The organism is Streptomyces sp. NPDC097640 (genome assembly GCF_040302705.1).
Classification (GTDB): Bacteria; Actinomycetota; Actinomycetes; order Streptomycetales; family Streptomycetaceae; genus Streptomyces.
The window spans coordinates 287,804-310,763 of record NZ_JBEOSB010000008.1 but is presented as its reverse complement, the minus strand read 5'-3'; the positions used below and the strand labels follow the sequence as shown (position 1 = coordinate 310,763).

The following is a 22,960-nucleotide window of genomic DNA, read 5'->3' as shown; positions in this document are numbered from 1 at the left end:
GTCCCGTACGGCGGTCAGACGGGCAGCGGCGCGAAGTCCCACAAGATGCGGACGTGTTCGCGTGCCGCCGTGACCTGAGGGTGATCCGGCCCCAGAGCAGCCTGCAGATCGTCGATGACCGCCCGCTCGATCGCCCACGCCTCGTCCCGGCCGCCCTCGATCTCCCGCAGGCCCGCGGCGAGCGCGAGCCGCGCCACCAGGGTCAGCGGATGCAGTTGGCCCAGCACCGTCTCCGCCCGCCGCGCGGCCCCCCGGCTCAGCGCACAGGCGTGCGTCTGGCCGCCCGTGGCCTGGTAGGCGGCGGCCGCGTTGACGGCGACCCCCAGCGTCCAGGCGTGATCCTCACCGAGCGCCGCGGTCATATCGGTCAGCGCCGTGTCCAGTACCACCCCCGCCGCAGCGCCCTCGCCCCGCTCCAGCAGCACGAGCCCGTTGTTCGCCGCTGCCCCGATGGCGTAGGGGTGCGACTCCCCCAGGGTCACCCGGTAGGCGTCCAGGACGAAATTCCCGAGCGATCCCGCCTCTTCGAGGTGGCCCGTCCGCCTCAGCCCGCACGAGTAGAGGGAGGCGATCATCAGGGACAGCGGCGCGGCCTCGCCCAGCAGCCGCCGCGCGCGTTCCAGCACCACGGCGAGCTGGACCGTGCCGAGTTCCTCCTTCCCCTGGTTGAGTCGGCACATCGCCAGCGCGCACTCGGCCGCCAGCGTGTGCGGGGCCTCGCTCCCCACAGCCGCGTGGTGCCGCTCGACGCTGCGGGACTGGTGGGCCAGGGCGTCCGCATAGCGGCCCGTCAGCAACAGATCCCAGGCGTAGTCCGTTTCGGAGGTGAGCGTCTCGAGATGGTCGCTCCCCAAGATCCCCCTCCGGCGCCCCAGGACCGTCTTGTCCAGCTCCAGCGCTTTTCCGTACTGGCCGAGCGCCCGCAGCGTGGCGGCCAGTTCGGCCTGGCTGTGGAGTTCCTTACGGTGGTCGAGCACCGGGTGGAAGTCGGACTGGCGCCGGCAGAGCTCGTACGCCTCGGCGTAGCGGCCCAGGCCCCGCAGGTCGGCGGAGAGCGCGTTCATCGCGGCGAGCGCGCTGGGGTGGCTCAACTGCCCCAGGAGCGCCCGGTCAAGACGCTCGGCCCGGGCGTAGTCCCCGGTCGCCCGCAGCAGCGCGGTGCGGCACAGGGTCAGCTCCCAGTCCGTGACGTCCATTTCCTTGTCGACGAGGCGCAGGGCCGTCGCGTAATCACCGCTGAGCGTCAGATACGTCAGGCAGTCGCGCCGCAGCGGACGCGTCTCGCCCCTGGCCTCAGCGGACTCCGACGCCCCCAACCCGTCGAGATACGGCATGAGTTCGGCGTAACGCGGCCAGGTGGCAGGCTCTTGAGGCCACCCCGGGCGCGCCGCGACGAGGGCACGGCGGACGAGCCGGGCGTCCTTCTCCCGGCGGTCCTCAGGCCGTTTTCTGCGCACCGCGTCACAGACGAAGCGGTGCAGATGCAGCACCTCCGCCTCCCGCCGGACCACGGAGTGCTGCACCAGCCTGGCGATGGTGACCTCGACGTGGGTGGGGTCCTCCAGCAGCGACGCCAGCGCCGGGGAGACCAGCTTTCCCGGAACGGCCCGCAGCAGCGCGAGCGGCACCGGGCCCGGCCCGAAGACCGCGCAGAGCTGGAGCAGATCGGCGGCGAGCTGTGAGTGCGCCTGAAGCCGCCGGATCAGCTCCTTGTACGCGGAGGCGTACGGCTCCGGGTACGCCGCCCCGGACCTCACCGGCACCGTCCCGCCCTCGCGCAGCCTGCGGCTGTACTCCTCGGCGGGCATCGTCGAGCCGTCCAGCCACCCCGCGGTCTGGTCGAGCGGCAGCGGCAGGTCCTCCACGGCGGCGGCGAGCCCGTCCGCGTCCTCGCGGCCCAGCCGTGGGGCGCGGGCCCGTACGAACGCCACGCTCTCGTCCCTGCTGAACGGCGGCACCTCCAGCAGCTCGACGTAGTGGTCGGCCCAGCCGCGGTTCTGCGAGGTGATCAGCACATGCCCGCGCCCGCCCGGCAGCAGATCGGCGACGGCCTCCGGGGCGTCGGCGCCGTCGAGCACCAGCAGCCAGCGGTCGGACGGCACGCCCCGGCGCAGATTGTCCAGCGCGGCCCCGGCCCTGGCTGAGGCGGCGTACCCCTGAACGTCCTTGCCGAGGTGCGCCAGATGCCCGCCGAGCCGCTCCTCCAGCACCCCGCGGTCATCCGCCGCGGCCCACCACACCACGTCGTACTCGGCGCCGAAGCGATACGCGTACTCGGTGGCGAGCTGGGTCTTGCCGATGCCCGGCAGCCCCACGAGCGCGCACACCGCGGCCTCGGCGGGGGCGGTTCGCAGACGGTCGTTGATCCGCTCAAGGAGGGCGTCCCGGCCGGTGAAGCGGGGGTTGCGGCGCGGCACCCCGTCCCACAGCTCGGGCGGGTCTCCGGGCAGCCGGGACCGCTGCCGATCACCGTTCGCCCTGGCCGGGGTCCCGCTCCCCCCGAGCCCGCGCAACAGCCGCCACTCGCACTCCTCCTCGTCGACCCCCAACAGCCCGACGGCCCCCAGCCGGGCGACCACGAGCGGCAGCGGGTGACCGCTGACGACGAAGGCGGCGATCCGGTCCGCGCGTACGGCGCCCCTTCCCAGCGCCGCCTCCCACTCCGCCTCGATGGGGGCCGAGTCGGGGGCGAAGAAATGCTCGCTCAGCAGCAACAGATGGAAGGCATCGTCGATCAGCAGGTCCAGGGACGGCTCGGCCGCGGGATCCCAGCGCCGGACGGTGATCTCCTCGCGCGCGACGCCCGTCGCCTCCAGTCGCTGAGCGACCCAGGTCGCCCAGGGGCGGTTGGGCCCGGCGTACGTCACGATGACGGGCAGATGGCCGGGGAGCCCGGCCCTGGGCCCGCCGGCCGGGCCCGGACCCGGCGGCGCGGACACGTGCACCGCGTCCCCGTGCCGCACCGCGACCACCCGGTCCCGCGAGGAGGAGGCCCGACCGTCTTCCTCGCCCCGCAACCGGGCAAGCTCCCCCTCCAGCCGCCGGGCCCGGTCCTCCGCGGCGCTGGCCTGCTCCTCCGCCATCCACAGCCGGTGCGCCACGGGGTCCTCGGCCCCGGCCTGCTCGGCCGCCGCCTCCTCCCCCGTCTGAAGCTGGTGTTCCAGATCCTCGCACCGCCGCTCGGCCTCCAGCGCCTGCCGCCGCGCATGCTCCAACTCGCCCTGGAGCCGGGCGACCTCCTCCTTCAGCCGGTCCCGTTCACCGCGTAACCGCTGCTGCTCACCCCGCTCCACTTCCACCTCGGCGCCGCGGCCATCGCGCTCGACCGACATCGACACCGCGAGCTGCCGCTGCTCCAGCTCCATCTCCGCGATCCGCTGTTTCCGCGCCTGCAACGCCTCGGTCAGCGCCTCCGCGCGCACCTCGGCCTGCTGGCGCCGGCGGTCGGCGTCGGCGAGCTGGTCACGCAGGTTCTGGAGCTCCCAGCGGGACCTGTTGGTGGCCTGCAACGCCCGCCGTTGCAGGCCGTGCACATGGGCGACGACCTCGGGCGAGGCGAGACGTCCGGTGGCCTTGGCGGCGTGGGTCAGCAGCGTGTCCACGAACTCGGCGGGGGCGACCACGGTCCCGTTCAGATAGCGCGAGACGGTCCCCGGGTCGCAGTGCACCCGCAGCGCGAACACCCGCAGGGACACCCCGACCGCCCCGAACAGCCCGCGCAGCCCCGCCGCCAACTCGGCGCAGGACGGCTCCACATGGTCCGGTATCGGCTTGAGGTCCCCGACCCGCCCGGTGTCCCCCGAGAGCGGCACCAACTCCCCGCGCGGCTCCCCGTCCTCGTCCTCCACGCACGCCCCTCCCCCGTTGCGGCGACTCGGCAACGCGTGACACCTGCCGCAACACCCGGCGCCCCGCGCAAGGTGAACGTACCCGGCGAACCGACCGGCCGCACGGAAGGACGCATCTCATGCCACCCGCGAACCGCCCCACCCCCCGCCCGCTCCTCGCCCTCGCCGCCGCCGCGGTCTCGGGCGCCGTACGAGCCCTGGTGGGCTGGCTGTTGGAGCGGACGGTGGACTGAGCGTCCGTCCGGCTCGCTCTTGTCCGCCGCGCCCTCCGTGGGATCATGTCCCTGACCAGGCAGTCCACCGAAGGAGACAGGCCCGCACATGTTCGACGCCCTGAAGAACCTCAAGGAGAAGGCAGAGGACCTCGCCGAAGCCCACAGCGACAAGATCTCTGACGGGCTCGAAAAGGTCGGCGACTTCGTCGATGACAAGACCGGCGGCAAGCACAGCGACAAGATCGACACCGCGGTTGACAAGGCTCAGGGCTTCGTCGAAAAGCTGGGCGAGAAGAAGGACTGATCCGCTCGGGACGAGCCCGGAAACTCAGCGGACGATCCCTGCCCACCCCGTCATATCGGCAGTGCGCCGTACAGGCCCGCTCCCACGGCGGCGAAGGCCGCCGTGGCCCACTGAGGCCAGCCGCGGGCGCGTCGTCCCGCGACATAGGCGAGGGCCACGGCGGCCATGGCGGGCCACAGAACGCTGAAGGCGGCGGTGCTGGGATAGAAGTGATCCGTGGCGACGACAGCGACCGCGTACCCGGTGATCGCTGCCATCGCGGTGACCGGGAAGCCCGCGCCGAACGGATGCCAGCCGTCGGGAGCCGCCCCCCGACGTTTGGTTCGTACGGAAAGCGCAATCGCCGCGATCAGCGAGACGGCGGCCGCCACGGTCCACAGCGTTGCGGGTACGACCAAGAAGGGGCTGGGCGCGCTCATACCGGTCCTTCGCGAGCCTGCTCCGCCTGGGGACGATGGCGACCGGAGCGCGGACGGGCACAGTAACACGCGTGGCTCAGTTGGCAGTACGGCGCCCGGCGAGCTCGTCCTGCCACACCGGGCTCTCGAAGTAGTGGTTGTCGTACGTCTCGGAGCTCTCGCGGATCTCCCGCACGCTCGCCTCGCCGCGGTACACCCGCTCCAACAGCCGGTAGTAGTCGAAGCGGTGCAGCCCCGGCGTGAACACCACCAGCAGCTCCGCGGTGCTGCCCGCGGCCGGCGCGAACGCGTGCGGGACGGTCGGCGGCACGGTCAGGAAGTCGCCCTTGCCGAGGATGTGCACCTCGTCTCCGACCAGGATGCGCATGGTGCCGTCGAGCACGAAGAACATCTCGGTGGCCTTGGTGTGGAAGTGCGCCGGAGCCCCCGGGGACCCCTTCTCGAAGGTCGCCTTGTTGGCGGTCAGCGCCCCGCCGGTCACGCCCGCGTCGGCGAGCAGCGTGATCAGGCTCGTGGCGCCGTCCTGGAGGGTCTCGGCCCGCTCGGCGCGGACGAGGAAGGGGGCGGCGGCGGTGGTGGTGTTGCTGCTCATGGTGGCTCCTAGCTGCTTGTGGCGGTTGTCCCCTTGACACCAACAAAGCTAGGCCGCCAAAAGACCCATTGAATGGTTCATTCAGGCGCCGATTCCATGGGTCAATTCGGCGGGCGGCGGCAGCTCCCCGGCCGTGGCGCGGGCCTCACTGTTGAATGCTTCCGTCGCACATCTATTACGAGATGGGCACTAGCAGACCTACCATTCGCACGGGCGTACGACCGTCGCCCAAGGAATCGACGAGGCTGATCCAAGCCGCCATGGAGGTCTGCGACTCATGCCAACCACGCCGGACCTGAGCACGGCTGTGTGGCGCAAGTCCAGCTACAGCAACACCCAAGGGGGCAACTGCATAGAGGTCGCCGAAGGCATACCCGGGATAATCCCCCTCCGCGACAGCAAGAACGCCGCGGGCCCGGCCCTGGTCTTCGAGTCTGCAACCTGGACCTCGTTCGTGCAGGCCGTCAAGCGCGGGGAGTTCCACGCCGCCTGAGCCCTGAACCGCGGGCGACTTCGTAGTGGATACGAGACGCGGACACGCCGTGGCATCGGCGTGTCCGCGTCCTGGTCGGGCGACCACCACTTCAGGCGGGCAGCTCCCACTGATGGCCATGATCCGGGTCCGCGTGCCATACGACCTGCCGGTCAGCGGTCACCGTGAGCCCGAACTCGTACAGCTCTGGCCCACCAGCGGCCCGCCACCACCGATACGCGCCCGCCACCTCCGCGAAGAGGTCGCGCGGGCCCCACTGTTGGACGCTTCCGTCGCGTACGTAAGCCCACGAGTCGGCCGTGGCGAACCACCGCGCGTCGCCCTCCCGGTCGGCATGCACACCGGGAAGCCGGAGGCCCAGCGCGAACCGTGCGTGAAAGTTGTCGTCCAGGAACGACAGGTCGAGGTCTGTATGACTGCCGCGGCTCTCCTCCCAGGACTCGGGGGCGTACACGTCCTTGAGCGGGGACTCCGGCCGACGCTGACCCCGCAGATCCATGAAGGACATCGGGTGCCCGAAGTGTCCGCTCGCGGAGCCGCCGTCCTCCGACACCCGCAAGCAGGCCATTCCGTGAGGCTGGAGCGTCGTCTTCCACGGGGTGACGATCAGGCCACCGGGCCGGGTCTGCTCCACCCACGCGAACGGAACGCGGTGCAGCGACGCCGTACACAGCACCCGGTCGTACGGTGCGCCGCGCGCCCAACCGCGCTCCCCGTCGCCCGCCACCACGCGCGGCAGATACCCGGCTGCGGCCAGCCGACGAACGGCCCCCTCCACCAGCCCGGCGTCCACCTCGATCGATACGACGTTCGCCTCCCCGGCCCGCTCGCAGAGCAGCGCGGCGTTGTAGCCGGTGCCGGTGCCGATTTCGAGCACCTTCAGGCCGGGGCATACATCGGCGGCGGCAAGCATGGTGAACACCGCGTTCGGGGCGCTGATCGAGCTGGTGGGCAGGGCCCCTAGCGCGTCCGCGTCTCCGCCGACGACCTGCCCGTCGTCCACCTGTGTGACCAAGGGGTGCCCCGGGTCGTACACCAACGAGGCCCACGTGTCCGGCTCGTCGGAAGCGCGAACCGGCCGGTAGGCGTCCTCCCGCCAGACCCACACGGTGTCGGGTACGAACACGTGGCGCGGCACCTTGAGGAAGGTCTCGCGCATCCAGGGCTCGGGAAACCCGTCCAGGCCGTCGAGGGTCTCGGCGGCCTGAACGTGCAGTTCATCGAGGGTCATTTGCGGTGCGTCCCGCCCCCAGGATTCGACACATCGGGGTGCTGACTGTCGCTGTCACGCGGTGACGGCTCCTTCGGCTGAGGGTTGGGGGCTGGTGGCTTTCCGTGGCTGCCCATCGGCTTTCCTTCCTTTCGTCGATTCCAACGCACTGCTCCAGGCGGGGTCACCTGCCCCGCTGTCGGCAGCGCGGACACTCGCACGGCGGCCAGACGGACGACAGGCTGAAGGGATCGCCGTAAGCCATCGGCGGGCACGACCACGAGGAGACTTCCGTCCGCGATCGTGTCGTGGGGTTCATCTTGTAGACCGTGACCGTCATCGCGGACCTGATCAGACGGAGATTGCGGAGCGGTTGCTCGATACGGCCGTCCTTCACCGAACCTGCTTTCCTTGCGTGCCGTTATCCAGCACTGACTACCGTGTGCAGTGTGAGCGTCGCGCTCAGTGCGTACTGTTGGACAGGGGGACGCTGTCTCGCGGTTGGGTGAGAGACAGCGCATGTCGCTCCGTCGTTAAGCCCGTTCAGGAGCAGACAGGGGAGGATCTATGACGTTCCAACCGAGGCCGCTGAACCCGAATCGATCAGTCCGCCACTTCTACGGCTCGGAGATGCGCCGCCTACGGGGCGAGGCGGGCATGTCCCTGGCCCGGCTGGCCGAGGTCCTGAAGTACAGCAAGCCGCACCTGGGGCGCATCGAGACGGCGGAGTCGATGATCCCGGAGGGCCTGTCGGAGAAGCTGGACGCAGCGTTCGGCACAGACGGCCACTTCACCAGGCTGTACGAACTGGCGCGGCACGAGGTACACCCGGACAAGTACCGGCGGTACTTGGACTTCGAGGCGCGGGCCGAGGCTGTCCAAGAGTGGTCGGAGTCCCTGGTGCCGGGCCTGTTGCAGACCGAGGCGTACGCACGTGCGCTGCTCCGGGCTGGCGCTTCCGCCGCGACAGAGGAGGAGATCGAGCAGCGGGTCGCTGCGCGCATGAGCCGTCATCAGCGTCTGCTCGGCGGAGAGCCCCCTCACGTATGGGCCATCTGCGACGAGTCAGTGATCTGGCGGCAGATCGGCGGGCCGGAGGTCATGAGCAAGCAACTAGCCAAGTTACTGTCTCTGGCAGACACTCCCAACACCAAGATCCAGATCTTGCCCTTTAGTCATGGCGCACACCGGTTGAGCGGCGGAGCACTCACCCTCCTCAGCGTCCCCGGTAGCTTCACCGTGGCGTACGAAGAGGGCATCGATGTCGGCCATCTGTACGAGGAAAAGGGCTCCGTGCAGGAGCGCCAGCGGGCCTACGATGAGCTACGGGCGTACGCCCTGCCACCCGAGGAATCCGCAAGGCTGATCCGAACGGTCATGGAGGTCTGCGAGCCATGCCAACCACCCCGGATCTGAGCACGGATGTCTGGCGCACGTCCAGCTACAGCATTCGAGCCGAATAAAGATCAGTCGCCCGGGCTGCGGTGCGGTCGCCCGCCTCGCTGGCTAGTCTGAGGCGACGGATAGTGGCTGGTCGGAGGGGGCAAGTTCGTGGATCCGGAGATGGTCGCGCTGGCGAGTACGGCAGGGACGACCCTGGTCACGATGCTGACAACCGAGGCGTGGCAGAGCGTCAGAGAAGGCTTCGCCTCGTTGTGGCGCCGCGCTCAGCCGGACCGGGCCGACGCAATTTCCGCCGAGCTCGACGCGACGCGCAGCGACCTGCTCGCTGCGCAGGCTAATGGTGACCTCGACTCCCGCGAGGAACTGGGCGCAGAGTGGCAGGGGCGCGTCCGGCGGCTGCTCGTGACACATCCCGAGGAGATGGAGGCGTTGCGGACGCTGTTGAACGAACTGGCCCCGCAAACGCCCGAAGGTCCATCGGTGACTCAGCACGCCACCGCCTCAGGTCAGGCCCGGGTCTACCAGGCCGGCCGCGACCAGAACTTCGGCCAGCAGTGAGCGGCCGCAATGACGCCTGGGCCGATGGCCAAGGCCGCGTCTACCAAGCCTCCGGTGACCAGCACATCATCGAGCACCACCATCACGCCCCCGACTGGTCGGGGCCCGACTCCGTACGCCGCCCGGCGGTCGGCCGTGCTCCCGCAGTGCTTCGCGACCGGGTGGGCGAGATGGACCGGCTGCGCGCCGCCGTTGAACCCGGCGTCGGCAACCGCGTCTACGTCCTCCACGGCCTGGGCGGATGCGGAAAGACCGCTGTTGCCTACGCGCTCTTCCACCACGCCACTGGCGAGGCCGGTCGACTCGGGCTGTGGGTCAACGCGTCCGATCCCGCCTCTCTGCGGTCCGGGATGCTCGCCGTCGCAGCCGACCGCGGAGCGACCGACGGTGAACTGGTGGGGGCACGTAGCGGACTGCGCCCCGCCGCCGACCTCGTCTGGCACTACCTCGACCACTCCGACGAGCCCTGGCTGCTGGTCCTCGACAATGCCGATACCCCCGCCATCCTCCGCGACGGTGGCTGGCTGCGTACCAGTCCGGCCGGCACTGTCGTCGTCACAACCCGGCAAGCAGCAGCTCACTGGTGGCCCGGCGCCGAACTCCTTCAATTCGGCGTACTTCCACGCGAGGATGCCGCTCTCGTTCTCCGCGACCTCGCGCCACATGCCGGGTCGGTCGAAGACGCCGGGGAGGTGGCCGACCGCCTCGGACGACTGCCCCTGGCGCTCACCCTCGCCGGAGGATTCCTTGCCCACCAGGTGATCGACCCATGGACTCTCGCGGACTACAGTCGCCGACTGGACGGCGGCGGCTCCGGTCTCAGCCACACCTGGCAGCTATCTCTCGATGCCCTCGCCACCCAAGGCCTGCCCGAAGCGGGGCGCCTTCTGAGCCTCCTCGCTTGCTGGTCCAGCGATCCGTTGCCACTGTCGGTTCTCTCCGGGGCCGAACTCGACCCGGTACTCCCGGCATTTCGCGTGGAATCAGCGCTGCGCGGACTCCTTGATCACTCCCTTACCGAGCTCGTTTCTGGGGAGATGCGCTGCCTGCGCACCCACGGCGTACTCCTCGACAGCGTGGCCCGAACCACGCCTGCTGACCAGCGCGAGCAGCTCTCGGCCGCAGCCGCCCGCCTACTTCTCGCTGCCTTGCCGGCGGTGCCCGACCGAGGGGCGCAGGAACCCCGGGTGAACCTGCTCGCGCCGCATGTGATCGCGCTATTGCGGAGAACAGCGAATTGGGCATCTGGTCAATCGACAGTGGAAGCGGCGGCGGAGTGCGCGCTACGTCTTGTGACTGCTGTCCACAGAGCTGGCGACTACGCCTCAGCTCTCAGCTTGGGCAGCGAGGCTGTGGAGCTGGTAACTCCCCGGCTGGGCGCGAGCCATGTCTTGGTTATCAGGTTGCGTCAGCGTGTGGCGCGGGCCCTTTTTCGGCTTGGCCGATTCGAGGAGTCCGAGGCCCTATATCTGCACGTGCTGGAAGACTGCGAACGCATCCTAGGCCCAACAGCACCGGATACCCTGCAAACTTGTTTGAAGCTAGCCGGTCCACTCTTCAACCTTGGTCGAGAGCAGGATGGCACCTCGCTGATGCGTCGAGCGGCCGAGGGCCACACCCAAGCCTTGGGACCTACGCACCCCCTTACGCTTCTCGCGAGGTCGTCTCTCCTGGAGGTATCCACCCGGCCGACCGACGTAGCCGCAGGCTCGGCCCTGGTCGCGGATTGCCTTCGTGAGGTCGGAGAAGACCATTCCATCACGCTTGATACACAGCTCAACTATGCATACGCTCTCCATCAAGGAGGGCGATCCGCGGAGGCCCTACCACACATTCGCTCCGCCTTCGCGGAGTATGTGCGACGCTTCGGCCCTGATTACCCGATCGCGCTGAACTCCCGGGCAACACTCAGCATGATTCTGGCAGCACTAGGCCAATACGCGGAGGCTATCGAGCACGCGGAGAACCTTGTGGAAAGACGAACCGGAGCGCTTGGGCCAGTTCATCCCTGGACACTTTTCGCCAAGGACCTCTTGGAACAACATCGACGCTCACAAAGAAACGCCTCTCCGCACCCTTCTCGTTGAGGCACCAACAGCAGTGATGCGCGAACAGCACCTGGACGAGCACGCCCAACGGACCGCGACCAGCACAGCGACTTGCTCAGGACGTTGGGACGAAGCCAAGGTTGTCCCGTATGGGGTGGTAGTTACCGCTCCCGGCCGAGTGAGCCTGGCGATCCTGCGGGCTCACGCCATCGCCGTCACCGCGCTGGGCGGCGCCGCACTCGGCCTCGGCCACCCCAACCCGACCGACGCGGCCGACAACCCTGCTGGCCTCGGAGGAGGCGAGGCGAAGTCACAGACCAACCGGGACAACCGCGAGCTCTTCCTCAAGGAGGTACGTCGGCTCGCGATAGGCCCTACTCCGCGGCGATCGAGCGCAGGCTGAACATCAGCAGCAGCTGCCAGTACTGGACCGGGCTCTCGAACGACGGCGGGTCGATCCCGCCGACCTCGGGGATCAGCGCCCGCAGCAGCTCGCCGACCTCCGACTCGTCCTCGGGGTGCAGGTCGGCCAGGAGCAGCCAGACCTCGTACAGCGTCTCGACGAACCGCTCGAGCGTGCTGTTGATCAGAGCGCCGTTGCGCTTCGCGTCGCCCGGCTTGTACCAGTAGACCCGGCCGTCCTTGCCCGACAGGCAGGTGAGGCCGCCCATGCCGCTGGCGATCACCAGGTCGTCCCCGAAGTCCACCCGGTCCTCGGCGGCGCTCGAGAAGACCGAGGCCACCGCACGCGGCTCGTCCGTCGCGATGTCCCCGAAGACCAGCAGATCCGTGAACATCTTCGGCAGGCCGATCTCCGTCAGGACGCGCCGGTCCGCCTCGCGGGAGACACGCCGCCCGGCCACCTCGGGCGGCATCCGCATGACCCAGTCGTCGCCGAACGCCTCGGCCACTTCCTCGTGCGTGACCATCGCGGGCTCCTCAGCCGGGTGTCGGCCGGCTCACCGTAGCGGCTCCGGTCCCCAGTGATCGGTCCCCCAGGGTTACGCGGATCGGCTGGCGCGCCGCTGACCTGCCACCCACGTCGGGACTGCTGACCAAATCACGCAGGTCGGCCTACTGACCCACCATCGACCCCAGGCCACTGCCAACTCCACGAACCATCAACACAACGTGAGCCAAAGAGAATTACAGGGGCCCTAGCCGAGTGGATTCCAGTTGAACCAACCTCGGGAGGTTTCGTAGAGGTCTGTGGGTTCGTCGCAAGTCTGGGATGTAGAGATCTGTAGCGCGACGTCATCCGCGCGCGCCGCGTAGTCGTCCGCCAGAACCACCAAGATCAGAACCGAAGACAGCATGAGCACGGGAAGAGCTCGTCCGCGGCGTACGCGTGAGATGACCAGTGCCGCCACGGACAGCACGAGGCCGGCCAGCAGGAGCCACCGGTTCGTGCTTGCTTCCTGGTCGAGTCGTTTGGACAGCTCTACAAGGTCATCGCAGAGTATGTACGTCTTCGGTCCATCGAACAGCGACAGACAGCGTTCCAGTACTGCGGCCAGCACGATAAACACCCCGAGCACCGACAGCAGACTCGGATCTCTCTCCGACCCCGGCTCCGTCCTGACCTGCCGCGCAACGCCCATTGCCCAGAGATTACCGCCCCATGCGCGTCGAGGTTCGGTTGCCCAAGTCGGTGAACGATGTGGTGAGACCACCAAACAGTCCGCAAGACCGGCCGGAATCAGGCGATAATGATCACCAGCTACCTGTGCGTATTACTTGGGGGGTCTTGTGAGTCTGAGTCCGCGCGAGGTGTTTCTGCGGCTTGTTCATGGTGTCGCCGGCGGCAACTTGAACGAGTTGCCCGACCTGTACGGCGAGGTCACCGATGTCCGGCATCCGATGGCAACGCCCGAGTCCGAGCCGTTGACGAGTCGGCGGGCGCTCCAGGAGCACTTCACGGTGCCGCCGGAGGTTCGGGAGTCCGCGCCGAAGAGGCGGGTAGTCGATGTCGTCGTTCACGAGACCGCCGATCCTGAAGTGATCGTCGCCGAGTTCGCCTATGAGTTCACGTTGCCGGACGGCTCCACGGCCAAGGTGCCCTGTGTCTTCGTCATGCGTGTCCGGGACGGCCAGATCATCGAGTCACGCGACTACATCGACCCGATCCGTACGTACACGGCACGCGGGGACCTTGACCTCCTCATCGCGTCGTTGCGCAAGGATGTTTCCTGACTCCGCGCTTTCACGCGGTGGGCTTTGCGAGGGCTGATCAGAAACGCAATTGGTTATGCGGCTCCGCTACAACTACCGGGCCTACCCGGATGCCGCTCAGCGCCGTGCGCTGGCCAAGGCGCTCGGGTGCGCTCGCGTGGTGTGGAACGACTGTCTGCGTGACCGCAGGGAAGCGCACGCGGCGGGGCTGCCGTATGTGAAGTCGGCAGAACTTTCCCGGTTGCGCATCACCCAGGCCAAGCGCACCGGGGAACGCGCCTGGCTAAGGGTTGTCCCGTAAATCATCTTCGCTGAAGTGGTGACGAGGATGCCCGTAGGTCGGGTTGTTCGCTCAGCCCGCCAGGGCGAGGTTGTGCAAGCGGGCGATGCCGAGCATCGTGTGGTGCACGCCGTCGCTCTTCAGGCGGCAGTCGCAGAGAATCTTCCAGCCCTTCATGCGGGCGAAGGTGTGCTCGACGCGGGCCCGCACCTGTTTGTGGGAGCGGTTGTGTTTCTGCTTCCAGTCCGGGAGTTGGTCCTGGCGCTTCGCCCGGCGGTGCGGCATCACCAGACCGGTGCCCGGATAGCCGCCGTCCGCGATGGTCATCGTCGTGCCGACGGCGTCCTTCGCGCCGGATTCCGCCCACGCCTTGCAGTCGTTGCGGTTACCGGGCAGCGACCGACCACGACGACCAGCCGGGTGTCGGCGTCGATGACGATCTGATGGTTGGTGGAGTAGCGGTAGTGTTCCGGGCAGGCGCGAACACGAGGATCAAGCTCCTGGGCTGCACGGCCGTGGCCGGCAACAACTACACCGAGGACCGCATTCAGAACTGACGCTCATCACGAGGCGCCCACCTGAGCCGTGAGAACCTTTTCCTTTTCGGCTGGATCTACCACTTCGGATTCCACGGTCCAATTTCTACGTAGAGAGGGCTCCCTATGATGAGTGGACCAATTTGATGTCCGCTGTTCGGCCAGGTACAGGGAGGCTGAAGGAGGAGGATACGAGCTAGGCCGCTAAGTCGCACAGCAGGGAGAAGTTTCTTTTCTCTATGAAGTCGACGGATAGTCGTTTCAAGTGCCAACCGCGGCAGTTCCCAGTAGACCCGGAGCCTACGCCCATCTCCGACCACATAATCGGGGTCATCCTCTAGGTGATCCGCAGTAGATGACAGCCATTCTAGTGCCGAGGTGCCATGCGTCGTTGCCTGCGGCGCTTCCCCAACCATGTGATGGGCACTGCCGAACAGGAACAGACCGCCAGCCTCAAAGATTCTTGAGGTGTAAAAAATCGCCGCATGCTCGCCCGAAAAATTAGCGACTCGACCGTAGCGCATTTTGTAGTCAAATTGGAACCAGTCCCCCACCTCCCATGGACGTCGCAGTTCAGATAGAGGTGCCGATTTTTTCGTCAAGTGCTTAGCCACACGCGCCAATTTTGGGAACTGATCTCCTTCCCCGCCCTCGATAGAAGGCGAGGAAGCCATGCGGACCGAGGCGCCCAGCCCAGAGAGCTCCACCTCACTCGGCACCACGCCCCATTTCCTGCCCGGAAGGTAGAAATGTTCGAGTTTCCTGGGTGACCAGTACAGAATCTCTTTCACGCCCGCCCCGCTGCCCCTCTAGACGCGTGAGGCACATGAAGATGCCACACCAACTCGACGCATTCTAAGGGTTGTTCTGTAACCGCAGGTCACGCGATGAGATGATCTTGGTGTGGCTGGTGTGATCACGGCGTCGGAGCCTTCCTGGATAGCCCCGTTCACCGGGCTGAGCCCGCACTGCTTCGGCAAGCTGGTGACGGTTTTACGGCGCCAAGGCGCGGACGCGGTCCGCAAGGGCCGGCCATGGAGCCTCCCACTGGAGGACCGGGCCCTGCTGGTCGCGGCGTACTGGAGAACCAACCTGACGATGCGCCAGCTTGGGCTGCTCTTCGGGGTATCCAAGTCGGCGGCGGATCGGATCATCGACCACCTTGGACCGCTGCTCGCGCTTCGCCCTCGCAAGCGGTTCGCCAAGGACACGGTGCTCATCGTCGACGGCACCCTGGTCCCCACCCGTGACCACACCGTCGCCGAGCGGTCGAAGAACTACCGGTACTCCACCAACCACCAGGTCGTCATCGACGCCGACACCCGGCGTGTCGTCGTGGTCGGCCAGCCGCTCCCCGGGAACCGCAACGACTGCAAGGCATGGGAGGAATCCGGCACCAAGGCCGCCGCCGGTAAGACCCTCACGATCGCCGACGGCGGCTACCCGGGCACCGGATTGCTCATCCCACACCGTCGCGAGCGCGGCCAGACCGAGCTCCCGGGCTGGAAAGAGGACCACAACAGGTCTCACAAGCAGGTCCGTGCCCGCGTCGAGCACGTTTTTGCCCGCATGAAGACCTGGAAGATCCTCCGCGACTGCCGCCTCAGAGGCGACGGCGTCCACCACGCCATGCTCGGAATCGCACAGATGCACAACCTCGCCCTCGCCGGATAGATCAAAGGGCTTCATTGCGATCAACCACCCGAGACATCTCGGAGATCATTTACGGGACAGCTCTTAGCCGACGTATCAGCGGTCGTCATGCAACAGTCCTTTCGTGACCTGGACGCCGTTACGCACGGTCTGTGGCTGTGCGCCGGGTGAAGTCCATGTGCCAGTTGGTGATCCAGGTCTGTCCGTCGTCGAGGGAAAACGCCTGCTCCCAGTGGGCGCGGTCGGCGGTGATGCCGGACCAGATGAAGCGCGCCCGGACCTTGCGGCCGTCGTGCTCGTCGTCGCCGTGGAAGACACCGGTGCCGTCCGCGCCGAAGCTGCCGGTGACGGGTGGGAAGAGGGTGCCGGTGCGCTTGCTGGCCCAGTACAGCGACCACTGTGCGGTCGCTGGGTTGTACAGCCGCAGCGTCAGCCCGGAGAAGCCCTTCGTCGGGAACTCGATCTCGTCGAAGCTGGCGGCGCCGTCGAAATGAACGGAGGCGCAGGTGATGCCGGGGAACTCCTCCCAGCGGTCGTCACCCTCGATGGGGTCCAGGAAGTCCTTGCGCCAGCGGTTGGCGACGTCGTAGGTGCCGGTGAAGAACGCGAAGTCGTTGTTCGTCATGCCGCAGACGCTAGGTCCGGTCCGCTGACATCTTTTGTCAGGGGACCGGCATGGGTTTGCGACCATGCGGCACTGGCAGGCCCATTCGGCGCGGCTTCAGGAGCGGCTGCGGCAGGGCGAAGCGGAGATACGCATCTCACCGGTCGGCATCGCCCGGCTCGGCGGCGACGCCGCCGGGCGTCGGCCCGTCGCTTCCGAAGCCACGGCGACGTGACGTGTGTGCGCCCCGGCGACGCCGGCATCGCCCGCGCCGCCGGGTACCGCTGCAAGGGCTAGCGCTGTCAGCGCTACGCCTCGCAGGTCAGGTCGTGCGCGGGGAGCCGCCCCGTGCGCAGGTAGGCGTTGACGCGCTCGTCGACGCAGGCGTTGCCGTACTCGCCGTACAGGCCGTGCTGGCGGGCGCCCTCCACGGTGAGCAGCCGGGAGCTCGGCCACTGCTCCCGCATGGCCTCGGCGCCGGCGTAGAGGGTGCGGGGGTCGCCGGTGGCGGCGACGAGCAGGGCCGGGGCGTCGTTGTCGAGCGCGGTCGGTGCCTCGGCGGGGCGGTGCCAGAACTCGCAGGGGTTGATGTTGTTGGCCAGCGGCCCGGCGAGGGGGAACCGCTCGCGGGATTGCTCGACCGCGCGCCAGTAACTGCCGACGCCGCGCCGCTCGGCGACGTCGCCGCAGATGATCGCGGTCATCTGGCTGGAGGAGGCCGAGCCTGCCCCCGTCAGCAGGAACTCCAGTTGCCCGGCGAGCGCTTCGGACGGCTCGACCGGTTCCCGGTCCGCAGCGCGCGCCAGGAGACGTACGGTGCCGGCCAGGTCGGCGCGCCGCTCGTCGAGGTCGCTGCCGAGGCCACCGATGAAGACGGAGGGCAGCACGTGCTCGTCCAGCAGGTACTCCTCGCCGATCCGCAGCGGCTCCTGTGCGGCGGCGTCGAGGATGTGCCGCACCGTCGCCAGGACCTGGCCGCGCGTGGTGCCCAGCCCATAGGTGCCGTGCCGCGCGGCGGCCCACGATGCCCACGCGCGCAGGGCCCCCTCGTTGGCCGCCTCGGCGCCGCGCAGCAGGGTGGGGCCGTAGCGCGCCGGGGACATGACGCCGTCGAGCACCATGCGGTCGGTGCGGCCGGGGAAGAGCTGTGTGTAGACCTCGCCGAGGTAAGTGCCGTAGGAGTAGCCGAGGTAGGACAGGGTGTCGGCGCCGAGGGCGGCGCGGATGACGTCCATGTCGCGGGCGGTGTTTCGGGTGGTGACATACGGCAGCACATCGCCATGGGCGCGCTCACACTGCCCGGCCAGCCTGCGCGCGACGGCGACCTCCTCGCGGTAGGCCGCCGAGTCGGCGCCCGCGGAGCGGAGGGGGGCGGAGCCGAGGTTCCAGCCGCAGTCCAGCGGGGTGCTCCGGCCGACGAAGCGCGGGTCCATGCCGATCAGGTCGTAGCGGTCGGCGACCTCTCCCATCACCTCCGACTTGGAGAGCGGCATGTGGAGGCTGGGGCCGGCCGGTCCCCCGTCGTTGAGCAGCAGCGGACCGACGCGGTGGGCGGTGTCGGTGGCCTTCAGTCGCGATATGGCGACGGTGATGGTGCGACCACCGGGGTTGGCGTAGTCCAGCGGCACGGTGATGTCGGCGCAGGCGGCACCGGCGGCGTCCAACGCCTGGCCGAGCTCGTCATCGGGGCCCAGTGCGCAGGCGTGCCAGTCGACGTGCTGGTCGTGGAAGCGGGCCAACGGGGCCGGGTCCGGGGCGGTGGTGGTGGCGGTGGCGGTCGTCGCGGTGGCGGCGAGCACCGCCGCACACGCCACGAAGGCCTTGATGTGTCGGGAAGTTGACATGCCCGCACGCTAGGAGGGCGGACACCTCAGCACACTCCGGGAAAGCCCCAGAACCGGGTGAGGGTCGTCCCCCAAAAAACTCAGCCCACAGCCCTGAGATTCCCCGTCCGCCTCGGCAGTCGGCTGACAGCTGCCGCAAGAACCAGTACGGCGAGGGGGCTACGCGCCCTAGACCTTTCCCAGATCGGCCGCGAGGTCCGCCGCGCGCGAGAGCTCGTCCGCCAGTTCCGTCCGCTCCCCCTCGGTAAGCGTGAGGGCAGCGGCATCGGCGAGATGGGCGCGGGCCGTAGCAGGGTCGTCGAGTTGGGCGGCGAGGTCGGCGCGCAGGATCAGGGCGCGGTAGTGCTCGGCGGGGCCGGACGGGGTCTCCTTCGCGAGGGCGCGATCGAGGATGCGGGCGGCTTGGGCGGGGTCCTCCTTGGAGGTGCCGATCAGCGAGGCGTTGTGCACCGCGCGGGCGAAGGGCTCCTTCGGTGCGGGGGCGTGTTCGAGGGAGGCGCCGGTGGGCTGGCCGATGCGGAGGCAGTTGCCGCCCGGGTCGGTCATCAGGAACTGCCGCATGCCGTACGAGGTGTCCTTCAGCTGCCCGATGCGCGGGAGGCCACGGGTCGGGATGCGGCCGAGGGAGGCCTTGAGCCGGGACCGGAAGGTCTCGTACAGCTCGTCGACCCGGTCGGTGGCGATGTAGCAGGTGGACCAGGACTCGGCCGGGACAACCGACTTGGTGCCGAAGAACTGCAACTCGATGTTGTCGCCGTAGCTGAGTGCCGCGTACGGGTTGGGGCGGGTCTGTAGGTGGTCCACGGCGAAGCCGAGGCGCTCGTAGAACTCCACCAGTTCGGGGATCGATGGGCAGGGGAGGATGGGGATCATCTTCTCGACCATGCTCCAGACGGTAGGGCGCAGAATTCTTCTAGTCAAAGTTGATTAGAGCCCATGCCGCTACCCTGCCAACACCGCCCGCACCTCATCCACCAGCCCACCCGCCCGGGCCACCCGCTCCCCCAACTCCCGCGCCCCAGCGCCCAACTCCCCCAGCAGCGACTCCGCCCGCCCGGCGAACCCGGCAGGCGTGTCCGGCATCCCCGCCACCGCCGCCATCGCGCCCTTCTCGTTGAGGCACCAGCGGCGGTGATGCGCGAACAGCGCCTGGACGAGCAGCCCAACAGCCCGGGACAGAGACAGCGAGACGTGCAGGACGTCACCCCGCCGGGCGGACTTCGCGGCGTTGGACACCAGGAATCCTGCCTCCCACACCACCCCCGCCGTCAGGGCCTCCCGCAGCGGCTCCGGATAGCGCCCCGCCTCCGCCCGCAACTCGCCCAGCTCCCCGCCCCGGTCGGCCAGCACCCGCCCCAGGGCCACCTCGCCCACGTAGCAGGGCGACCAGAACCCGAGCGGATGCCCGGCCTGCGTCCCCACCTCGTACCGCCCGGCGCGGCAGTCCTCCCACACCGCCCGTACGCGGTCCACGTCCCGCAGGATCCAGTCCACCGCCTGGCCGTCCACGTCCAGCCACGCCCCGCCGTTCACCCACGGCCCCCACTCGCCCGGCCCCGCGACCTCCACCGGCCCGCCGACCACCTCGGCCGCCAACGCCCGCAGCCGCTCCATATCCAGCGGGCCCCGGTAGTACACGCCCAGGTCCCAGTCCGAGTCCGGCGCATGCTCGCCCCGGGCCCGGCTTCCCCCGAGCATCACCCCGACCACGCCCGGCACCTTCACCAGCCGCGCCGCCATGTCCGTAATCCCGATCGTCATCGGCCCATCCTCCGCCGCGAAAACTCGGTGGAGCCACACCGACCTCGCTGCATAGGCTCGCCGGATGGCCACTCGCACCTTCCGTATCACCGTCCGTGGCGTCTTCGACGGGCTGAGCACCGATCAGCGGTCGGAGCTCCTGGCCCGCGCCGCCGAGCACGACGTACTGCGCGCGGCGTTCACACCGGAGGGGCATCTCAGCTACGACATCGCCGCTCGGCCCGCCTTCACGTTCCGCTTCCTGGACTCGGGGGAGGCCGAGGAGGACATCCTGGACGCGACCGAGCGCGCCGAGGACGCGGCGAGGGAGTGGCTGGGGCAGCGCGGCTACGGCTTCAAGAACCTCAGGTCCAGCGCCGAGGACCTCTCCCAGGCGCCCCTGGGCAAGCGGCAGCGCCGCGAAGCCGCCCGGAACGGGGCGTAGTGGATCTCGGGACGGTAGCGGTCACGGGCGCGGCGGGGAACATCGGGTCCGTGGTGCGGGAGGCGCTGCGGGGCGAGGCGGAGCGGCTGATTCTGCTCGACCGGGTGTCGCTCCGGCCGGAGGCCGGGAACGAGGAGGTGCGCACCGTCGATCTGCGGGACGCGGCCGCCGTGGAGTCGGCGCTCGCGGGGGCCGATCGCGTGCTGCATCTCGGCGGTGTGCCGGATGAGGCGCCGCTTCCGGATCTACTCGAGGCCAATGTGCTCGGCACGCACCACGTCCTGGAGGCGGCGCGGCGCGCGGGGATCGGTCGGGTGGTGCTGGCCAGCAGCAACCGCGCGACGGGCTTCTATCCGGCCGGGCATCTCACCGGGCCGCAGGAGCCGGCACGCCCGGACGGCCTCTACGGGGTGAGCAAGGTGGCCGTCGAGGCTCTCGGGCAGCTGTACGCGGACAAGTTCGGGCTGTCCGTGGTGTGTCTGCGTATCGGCAGTTTCGAGCACGCGCCCACCGAGCCCAGGCATCTGGCGACCTGGCTGAGCCCGCGCGATGCCATCGGCTTCGTCCGGGCCGCGCTGACCGCCCCGGCGTCCACTCGTTTCGCCACGGTGTACGCCGTCTCCGCCAACACCCGCCGCTTCTGGGAACTCCCCGACCCGGCGGTGCTGGACTACGTCCCCGTCGACGACGCGGAACTCCACGCCGGCGACATCCCCGGCTCGGACCACCCCACCGACCCCGCCGCGCCCCAGGCCGGCGCGTACGCCCTGCCGGAGTTCACTCTCGAACACCTCCGGCCCTGACCGAGATCATTCACCTGCGAGGAGTGACGGCATGCCGGAAACACCGGGGACCAGCCATGTCGCGATCGTGACCGGCGCGAATCAGGGCATCGGGGCCGCGACGGCAAAGGCCCTCGCCGCCCGGGGCGTTGCGGTGCTCTGCACCTACCTGCGGCTACGCGACGCCGATGCGACGGACGCGACGGACGCGACGGACGCGACGGAGGCGACGGACACCACGGACCGCTACCACAGCCAGCGATCCCTCGACGGCACGGACGTGGTGGACGAGATCCGCCGAGCCGGGGGCCGGGCCGAGGCATTCGAAGCGGATCTCAGCGACCCCGACGCCCCCGCGACACTCTTCGACATCGCCGAGGAACGTCTGGGGCCGGTCGACATCCTGATCAACAACGCGTCGGGGTGGATCCAGGACACCTTCACCCCGAATCCGGCCGACCAGTTCGGCCGACCGCTGCAACCGGTCACCGCCCACACCTGGTCCCGGCAGTTCTCGGTGGACGCGATGGCCCCGGCGCTGCTGATCGGCGAAATGGCCCGTCGGCACAGGGCCCGTGGTGCCGACTGGGGAAGGATCGTCGGTCTGACCTCGGGCGGCGACCTCGGCTTTCCGGGAGAGGTGTCGTACGGGGCCGCGAAGGCGGCCCAGACCAACTACACCTTGTCTGCCGCCGTGGAGCTGGCCCCTCTCGGCATCACCGCCAACGTCGTGCACCCGCCCGTGACCGACACCGGATGGGTCACGGACGAGGTGCGGCAATTCGTCGCGTCGAGCGCCACGCACTTCCATGTCGCCGACCCGGCGGACGTCGCGAAGACCATCGTGTTCCTCACCTCCGCCGATGCGGCCCTGGTCACCGGCAATGTCATCACCCTTCGCTGAAGGGCCTGCGCCCGCCCGGTGAGTCTCCAGGCGGTCAGGTCAGCCGATCCAGAATTCCCGCCACCTCCGCCGGGCGCAGGAGAAAGCCGACATGGCTGGTGTCCAGGGTGTGCACGTCATAAGGGTTATCGGGCGTCAGTGCGTCGGCCTCGGCGATCAGACGATCCTGCATCGCCACCGGAAGCGTGCGGTCGCCGGTGAGCCGGATGTACGTGCGGGCGATCGTTCCCCAGGTGTCGACCTGCCCGCGAGCGTCGGCCGTCATCACGGCGAGCGACTCATCGGGTTGCAGAATGTTGAGAAAGGCACGGAACTGCTCGTCGGTGGCATCCGCCATGATCGCCGCCTTGAGGGCGGCCAGCAGGTCGGGATCGGCCGTGCGGTAGTTCGCCCGCCCGACGCCGAGTCCGGCCGGGTCGCCCACGTTCAACGCGGCCAGCGGGGCCAACAGGTTGTCGGCGAACTCGGGCTCCTGCATGTACTCAACAGGGCTGGACCGCTGTACGCAGGACCACGCGGAAATGTACACAAGCCTGTCCACCAAGTCGGGCACCGCGTTGCCCACTCCCGTGATGGTGGTCCCGCCAAGGCTTGCGCCCACCAGCACCACGGGTCCGTACCGGGCCACTCGGCGGACGACGTCAACCACCGTGTCCACGTTGTCCCGCAAGGTGACCTCGGCCAGCGTCGAGGGCTCGGCCGCCCAGGCGTCCAGGTCCTGCGGGGCCTGATAGGCCACCGGGTACTGCGCGTCGAAGCCGTGGCCCGGCAGGTCGACGGCGAAGCTGCAATGGCCGAGCAGCGCAAGTTCCCGCTGGACGGGCGCCCACATGAACGAACTGGAGCCGGAGCCGTGGACCAGCACAAACGTGGGGCCGTCAGGGTGAGTACTCATGATCCGGATCGTAA

Annotated in this window: 24 protein-coding genes and 2 pseudogenes; 13 read left to right on the top strand and 13 right to left on the bottom strand. The window is 68.8% G+C overall.

Features of this window, described 5'->3' with window-relative positions:
- Positions 1 to 14: 14 nt before the first annotated feature.
- Positions 15 to 3,848 carry an FxSxx-COOH system tetratricopeptide repeat protein gene (gene fxsT, locus ABTY62_RS15335; RefSeq protein WP_352129867.1) on the bottom strand — a complete coding sequence of 1,278 codons (3,834 nt, stop codon included), beginning with the start codon at positions 3,846 to 3,848 and terminating at the stop codon, positions 15 to 17.
- A 321-nt stretch (positions 3,849 to 4,169) separates the two neighbouring features.
- Here fxsT and ABTY62_RS15330 point away from each other — a divergent pair, with 321 nt between their 5' ends.
- On the top strand, positions 4,170 to 4,367 hold the full coding sequence (locus ABTY62_RS15330; protein WP_311728903.1) for an antitoxin: 198 nt from the start codon (positions 4,170 to 4,172) through the stop codon (positions 4,365 to 4,367).
- A gap of 50 nt (positions 4,368 to 4,417) precedes the next feature.
- Here the strand turns inward: ABTY62_RS15330 and ABTY62_RS15325 are convergent, their stop codons facing one another.
- On the bottom strand, positions 4,418 to 4,786 hold the full coding sequence (locus tag ABTY62_RS15325) for a hypothetical protein (protein WP_352129866.1): 369 nt from the start codon (positions 4,784 to 4,786) through the stop codon (positions 4,418 to 4,420).
- A 76-nt stretch (positions 4,787 to 4,862) separates the two neighbouring features.
- Positions 4,863 to 5,378 carry a cupin domain-containing protein gene (locus ABTY62_RS15320; RefSeq protein ID WP_352129865.1) on the bottom strand — a complete coding sequence of 172 codons (516 nt, stop codon included), beginning with the start codon at positions 5,376 to 5,378 and terminating at the stop codon, positions 4,863 to 4,865.
- Positions 5,379 to 5,655: 277 nt separating this feature from the next.
- Between ABTY62_RS15320 and ABTY62_RS15315 the strand changes: the two genes are divergently transcribed.
- Entirely contained in the window at positions 5,656 to 5,871 is a 216-nt protein-coding gene (locus tag ABTY62_RS15315) for a DUF397 domain-containing protein (RefSeq protein ID WP_352129864.1), read from the top strand.
- A gap of 91 nt (positions 5,872 to 5,962) precedes the next feature.
- On the opposite strand, the gene ABTY62_RS15310 is transcribed toward ABTY62_RS15315, so the two are convergent.
- Complete coding sequence (locus ABTY62_RS15310; protein WP_352129863.1) at positions 5,963 to 7,102, bottom strand: methyltransferase domain-containing protein; 1,140 nt, start codon at positions 7,100 to 7,102, stop codon at positions 5,963 to 5,965.
- A 546-nt stretch (positions 7,103 to 7,648) separates the two neighbouring features.
- Between ABTY62_RS15310 and ABTY62_RS15305 the strand changes: the two genes are divergently transcribed.
- The 4 genes from ABTY62_RS15305 (at position 7,649) to ABTY62_RS15290 (ending at position 11,494) form a co-directional block, all read left to right on the top strand.
- Positions 7,649 to 8,497, top strand: a complete 849-nt coding sequence (locus ABTY62_RS15305) for a helix-turn-helix domain-containing protein (protein WP_352129862.1) — start codon at positions 7,649 to 7,651, stop codon at positions 8,495 to 8,497.
- A 135-nt stretch (positions 8,498 to 8,632) separates the two neighbouring features.
- Entirely contained in the window at positions 8,633 to 9,043 is a 411-nt protein-coding gene (locus tag ABTY62_RS15300) for a hypothetical protein (protein WP_352129861.1), read from the top strand.
- A complete protein-coding gene (locus ABTY62_RS15295; protein ID WP_352129860.1) occupies positions 9,040 to 11,130 on the top strand; it encodes a tetratricopeptide repeat protein in 2,091 nt (696 codons plus the stop codon). The genes ABTY62_RS15300 and ABTY62_RS15295 overlap by 4 nt, the downstream gene beginning before the upstream one ends.
- A gap of 139 nt (positions 11,131 to 11,269) precedes the next feature.
- Positions 11,270 to 11,494, top strand: coding sequence for a hypothetical protein (locus ABTY62_RS15290; RefSeq protein ID WP_352129859.1), 225 nt, complete (start codon positions 11,270 to 11,272; stop codon positions 11,492 to 11,494).
- Here ABTY62_RS15290 and ABTY62_RS15285 read toward each other — a convergent pair.
- Together ABTY62_RS15285 and ABTY62_RS15280 are read right to left on the bottom strand one after the other, a co-directional pair.
- Positions 11,466 to 12,020, bottom strand: a complete 555-nt coding sequence (locus ABTY62_RS15285) for an SUKH-4 family immunity protein (RefSeq protein ID WP_352129858.1) — start codon at positions 12,018 to 12,020, stop codon at positions 11,466 to 11,468. The two genes, ABTY62_RS15290 and ABTY62_RS15285, sit on opposite strands and share 29 nt — an antisense overlap.
- Positions 12,021 to 12,248: 228 nt before the next feature.
- Positions 12,249 to 12,692: a hypothetical protein gene (locus tag ABTY62_RS15280; protein ID WP_352129857.1), complete on the bottom strand. Its 444-nt coding sequence runs from the start codon at positions 12,690 to 12,692 to the stop codon at positions 12,249 to 12,251.
- 148 nt (positions 12,693 to 12,840) lie between these two features.
- Between ABTY62_RS15280 and ABTY62_RS15275 the strand changes: the two genes are divergently transcribed.
- Together ABTY62_RS15275 and ABTY62_RS15270 are read left to right on the top strand one after the other, a co-directional pair.
- The gene (locus ABTY62_RS15275) at positions 12,841 to 13,284 is read left to right on the top strand and encodes a nuclear transport factor 2 family protein (protein ID WP_352129856.1); all 444 of its coding nucleotides are present in this window, start codon (positions 12,841 to 12,843) and stop codon (positions 13,282 to 13,284) included.
- Positions 13,285 to 13,339: 55 nt separating this feature from the next.
- Positions 13,340 to 13,549: pseudogene (locus tag ABTY62_RS15270) on the top strand (helix-turn-helix domain-containing protein); the annotation flags it as partial.
- Positions 13,550 to 13,615: 66 nt separating this feature from the next.
- Here the strand turns inward: ABTY62_RS15270 and ABTY62_RS15265 are convergent.
- Both ABTY62_RS15265 and ABTY62_RS15260 read right to left on the bottom strand, forming a co-directional pair.
- Positions 13,616 to 14,013 (bottom strand): annotated as a pseudogene (locus ABTY62_RS15265) (transposase); the annotation flags it as partial.
- Between the two features lie 143 nt (positions 14,014 to 14,156).
- A complete protein-coding gene (locus tag ABTY62_RS15260) occupies positions 14,157 to 14,870 on the bottom strand; it encodes an SAVMC3_10250 family protein (RefSeq protein WP_352129855.1) in 714 nt (237 codons plus the stop codon).
- 112 nt (positions 14,871 to 14,982) lie between these two features.
- Here ABTY62_RS15260 and ABTY62_RS15255 point away from each other — a divergent pair, with 112 nt between their 5' ends.
- Positions 14,983 to 15,753: a transposase gene (locus ABTY62_RS15255; RefSeq protein WP_352129854.1), complete on the top strand. Its 771-nt coding sequence runs from the start codon at positions 14,983 to 14,985 to the stop codon at positions 15,751 to 15,753.
- 118 nt (positions 15,754 to 15,871) lie between these two features.
- Here ABTY62_RS15255 and ABTY62_RS15250 read toward each other — a convergent pair whose 3' ends face one another.
- A complete protein-coding gene (locus ABTY62_RS15250) occupies positions 15,872 to 16,357 on the bottom strand; it encodes a hypothetical protein (protein ID WP_352129853.1) in 486 nt (161 codons plus the stop codon).
- 64 nt (positions 16,358 to 16,421) lie between these two features.
- Between ABTY62_RS15250 and ABTY62_RS15245 the strand changes: the two genes are divergently transcribed.
- Positions 16,422 to 16,571, top strand: a complete 150-nt coding sequence (locus ABTY62_RS15245) for a hypothetical protein (RefSeq protein ID WP_352129852.1) — start codon at positions 16,422 to 16,424, stop codon at positions 16,569 to 16,571.
- Between the two features lie 73 nt (positions 16,572 to 16,644).
- Here ABTY62_RS15245 and ABTY62_RS15240 read toward each other — a convergent pair whose 3' ends face one another.
- The 3 genes from ABTY62_RS15240 to ABTY62_RS15230 form a co-directional block, all read right to left on the bottom strand.
- On the bottom strand, positions 16,645 to 18,180 hold the full coding sequence (locus tag ABTY62_RS15240) for an alpha/beta hydrolase (RefSeq protein WP_352129851.1): 1,536 nt from the start codon (positions 18,178 to 18,180) through the stop codon (positions 16,645 to 16,647).
- Between the two features lie 168 nt (positions 18,181 to 18,348).
- Positions 18,349 to 19,065: a bleomycin resistance protein gene (locus ABTY62_RS15235; RefSeq protein WP_352129850.1), complete on the bottom strand. Its 717-nt coding sequence runs from the start codon at positions 19,063 to 19,065 to the stop codon at positions 18,349 to 18,351.
- Positions 19,066 to 19,122: 57 nt separating this feature from the next.
- Positions 19,123 to 19,941, bottom strand: a complete 819-nt coding sequence (locus tag ABTY62_RS15230; RefSeq protein ID WP_352129849.1) for a DUF4037 domain-containing protein — start codon at positions 19,939 to 19,941, stop codon at positions 19,123 to 19,125.
- A 64-nt stretch (positions 19,942 to 20,005) separates the two neighbouring features.
- Between ABTY62_RS15230 and ABTY62_RS15225 the strand changes: the two genes are divergently transcribed.
- Genes ABTY62_RS15225 through ABTY62_RS15215 form a run of 3 tightly spaced genes read left to right on the top strand, consistent with a single transcriptional unit; the run spans position 20,006 to position 22,051 of the window.
- Entirely contained in the window at positions 20,006 to 20,365 is a 360-nt protein-coding gene (locus tag ABTY62_RS15225; RefSeq protein WP_352129848.1) for a DUF6204 family protein, read from the top strand.
- Positions 20,365 to 21,168, top strand: a complete 804-nt coding sequence (locus tag ABTY62_RS15220) for an NAD-dependent epimerase/dehydratase family protein (RefSeq protein WP_352129847.1) — start codon at positions 20,365 to 20,367, stop codon at positions 21,166 to 21,168. The genes ABTY62_RS15225 and ABTY62_RS15220 overlap by 1 nt, the downstream gene beginning before the upstream one ends.
- Positions 21,169 to 21,199: 31 nt before the next feature.
- Positions 21,200 to 22,051 carry an SDR family NAD(P)-dependent oxidoreductase gene (locus ABTY62_RS15215; protein ID WP_352129846.1) on the top strand — a complete coding sequence of 284 codons (852 nt, stop codon included), beginning with the start codon at positions 21,200 to 21,202 and terminating at the stop codon, positions 22,049 to 22,051.
- A gap of 34 nt (positions 22,052 to 22,085) precedes the next feature.
- Here ABTY62_RS15215 and ABTY62_RS15210 read toward each other — a convergent pair whose 3' ends face one another.
- A complete protein-coding gene (locus ABTY62_RS15210; RefSeq protein WP_352129943.1) occupies positions 22,086 to 22,946 on the bottom strand; it encodes an alpha/beta fold hydrolase in 861 nt (286 codons plus the stop codon).
- Between the last annotated feature and the right edge of the window lie 14 nt (positions 22,947 to 22,960).

Bases quoted from the DNA above. Each gene is read 5' to 3' on its own strand.
- ABTY62_RS15330 (WP_311728903.1), top strand. From the start codon at position 4,170: ATGTTCGACGCCCTGAAGAACCTCAAGGAGAAGGCAGAGGACCTCGCC.
- ABTY62_RS15325 (WP_352129866.1), bottom strand. From the start codon at position 4,786: ATGAGCGCGCCCAGCCCCTTCTTGGTCGTACCCGCAACGCTGTGGACC.
- ABTY62_RS15320 (WP_352129865.1), bottom strand. From the start codon at position 5,378: ATGAGCAGCAACACCACCACCGCCGCCGCCCCCTTCCTCGTCCGCGCC.
- ABTY62_RS15315 (WP_352129864.1), top strand. From the start codon at position 5,656: ATGCCAACCACGCCGGACCTGAGCACGGCTGTGTGGCGCAAGTCCAGC.
- ABTY62_RS15310 (WP_352129863.1), bottom strand. From the start codon at position 7,102: ATGACCCTCGATGAACTGCACGTTCAGGCCGCCGAGACCCTCGACGGC.
- ABTY62_RS15305 (WP_352129862.1), top strand. From the start codon at position 7,649: ATGACGTTCCAACCGAGGCCGCTGAACCCGAATCGATCAGTCCGCCAC.
- ABTY62_RS15285 (WP_352129858.1), bottom strand. From the start codon at position 12,020: ATGGTCACGCACGAGGAAGTGGCCGAGGCGTTCGGCGACGACTGGGTC.
- ABTY62_RS15280 (WP_352129857.1), bottom strand. From the start codon at position 12,692: ATGGGCGTTGCGCGGCAGGTCAGGACGGAGCCGGGGTCGGAGAGAGAT.
- ABTY62_RS15250 (WP_352129853.1), bottom strand. From the start codon at position 16,357: ATGACGAACAACGACTTCGCGTTCTTCACCGGCACCTACGACGTCGCC.
- ABTY62_RS15245 (WP_352129852.1), top strand. From the start codon at position 16,422: ATGCGGCACTGGCAGGCCCATTCGGCGCGGCTTCAGGAGCGGCTGCGG.
- ABTY62_RS15240 (WP_352129851.1), bottom strand. From the start codon at position 18,180: ATGTCAACTTCCCGACACATCAAGGCCTTCGTGGCGTGTGCGGCGGTG.
- ABTY62_RS15235 (WP_352129850.1), bottom strand. From the start codon at position 19,065: ATGGTCGAGAAGATGATCCCCATCCTCCCCTGCCCATCGATCCCCGAA.
- ABTY62_RS15230 (WP_352129849.1), bottom strand. From the start codon at position 19,941: ATGACGATCGGGATTACGGACATGGCGGCGCGGCTGGTGAAGGTGCCG.
- ABTY62_RS15225 (WP_352129848.1), top strand. From the start codon at position 20,006: ATGGCCACTCGCACCTTCCGTATCACCGTCCGTGGCGTCTTCGACGGG.
- ABTY62_RS15215 (WP_352129846.1), top strand. From the start codon at position 21,200: ATGCCGGAAACACCGGGGACCAGCCATGTCGCGATCGTGACCGGCGCG.
- ABTY62_RS15210 (WP_352129943.1), bottom strand. From the start codon at position 22,946: ATGAGTACTCACCCTGACGGCCCCACGTTTGTGCTGGTCCACGGCTCC.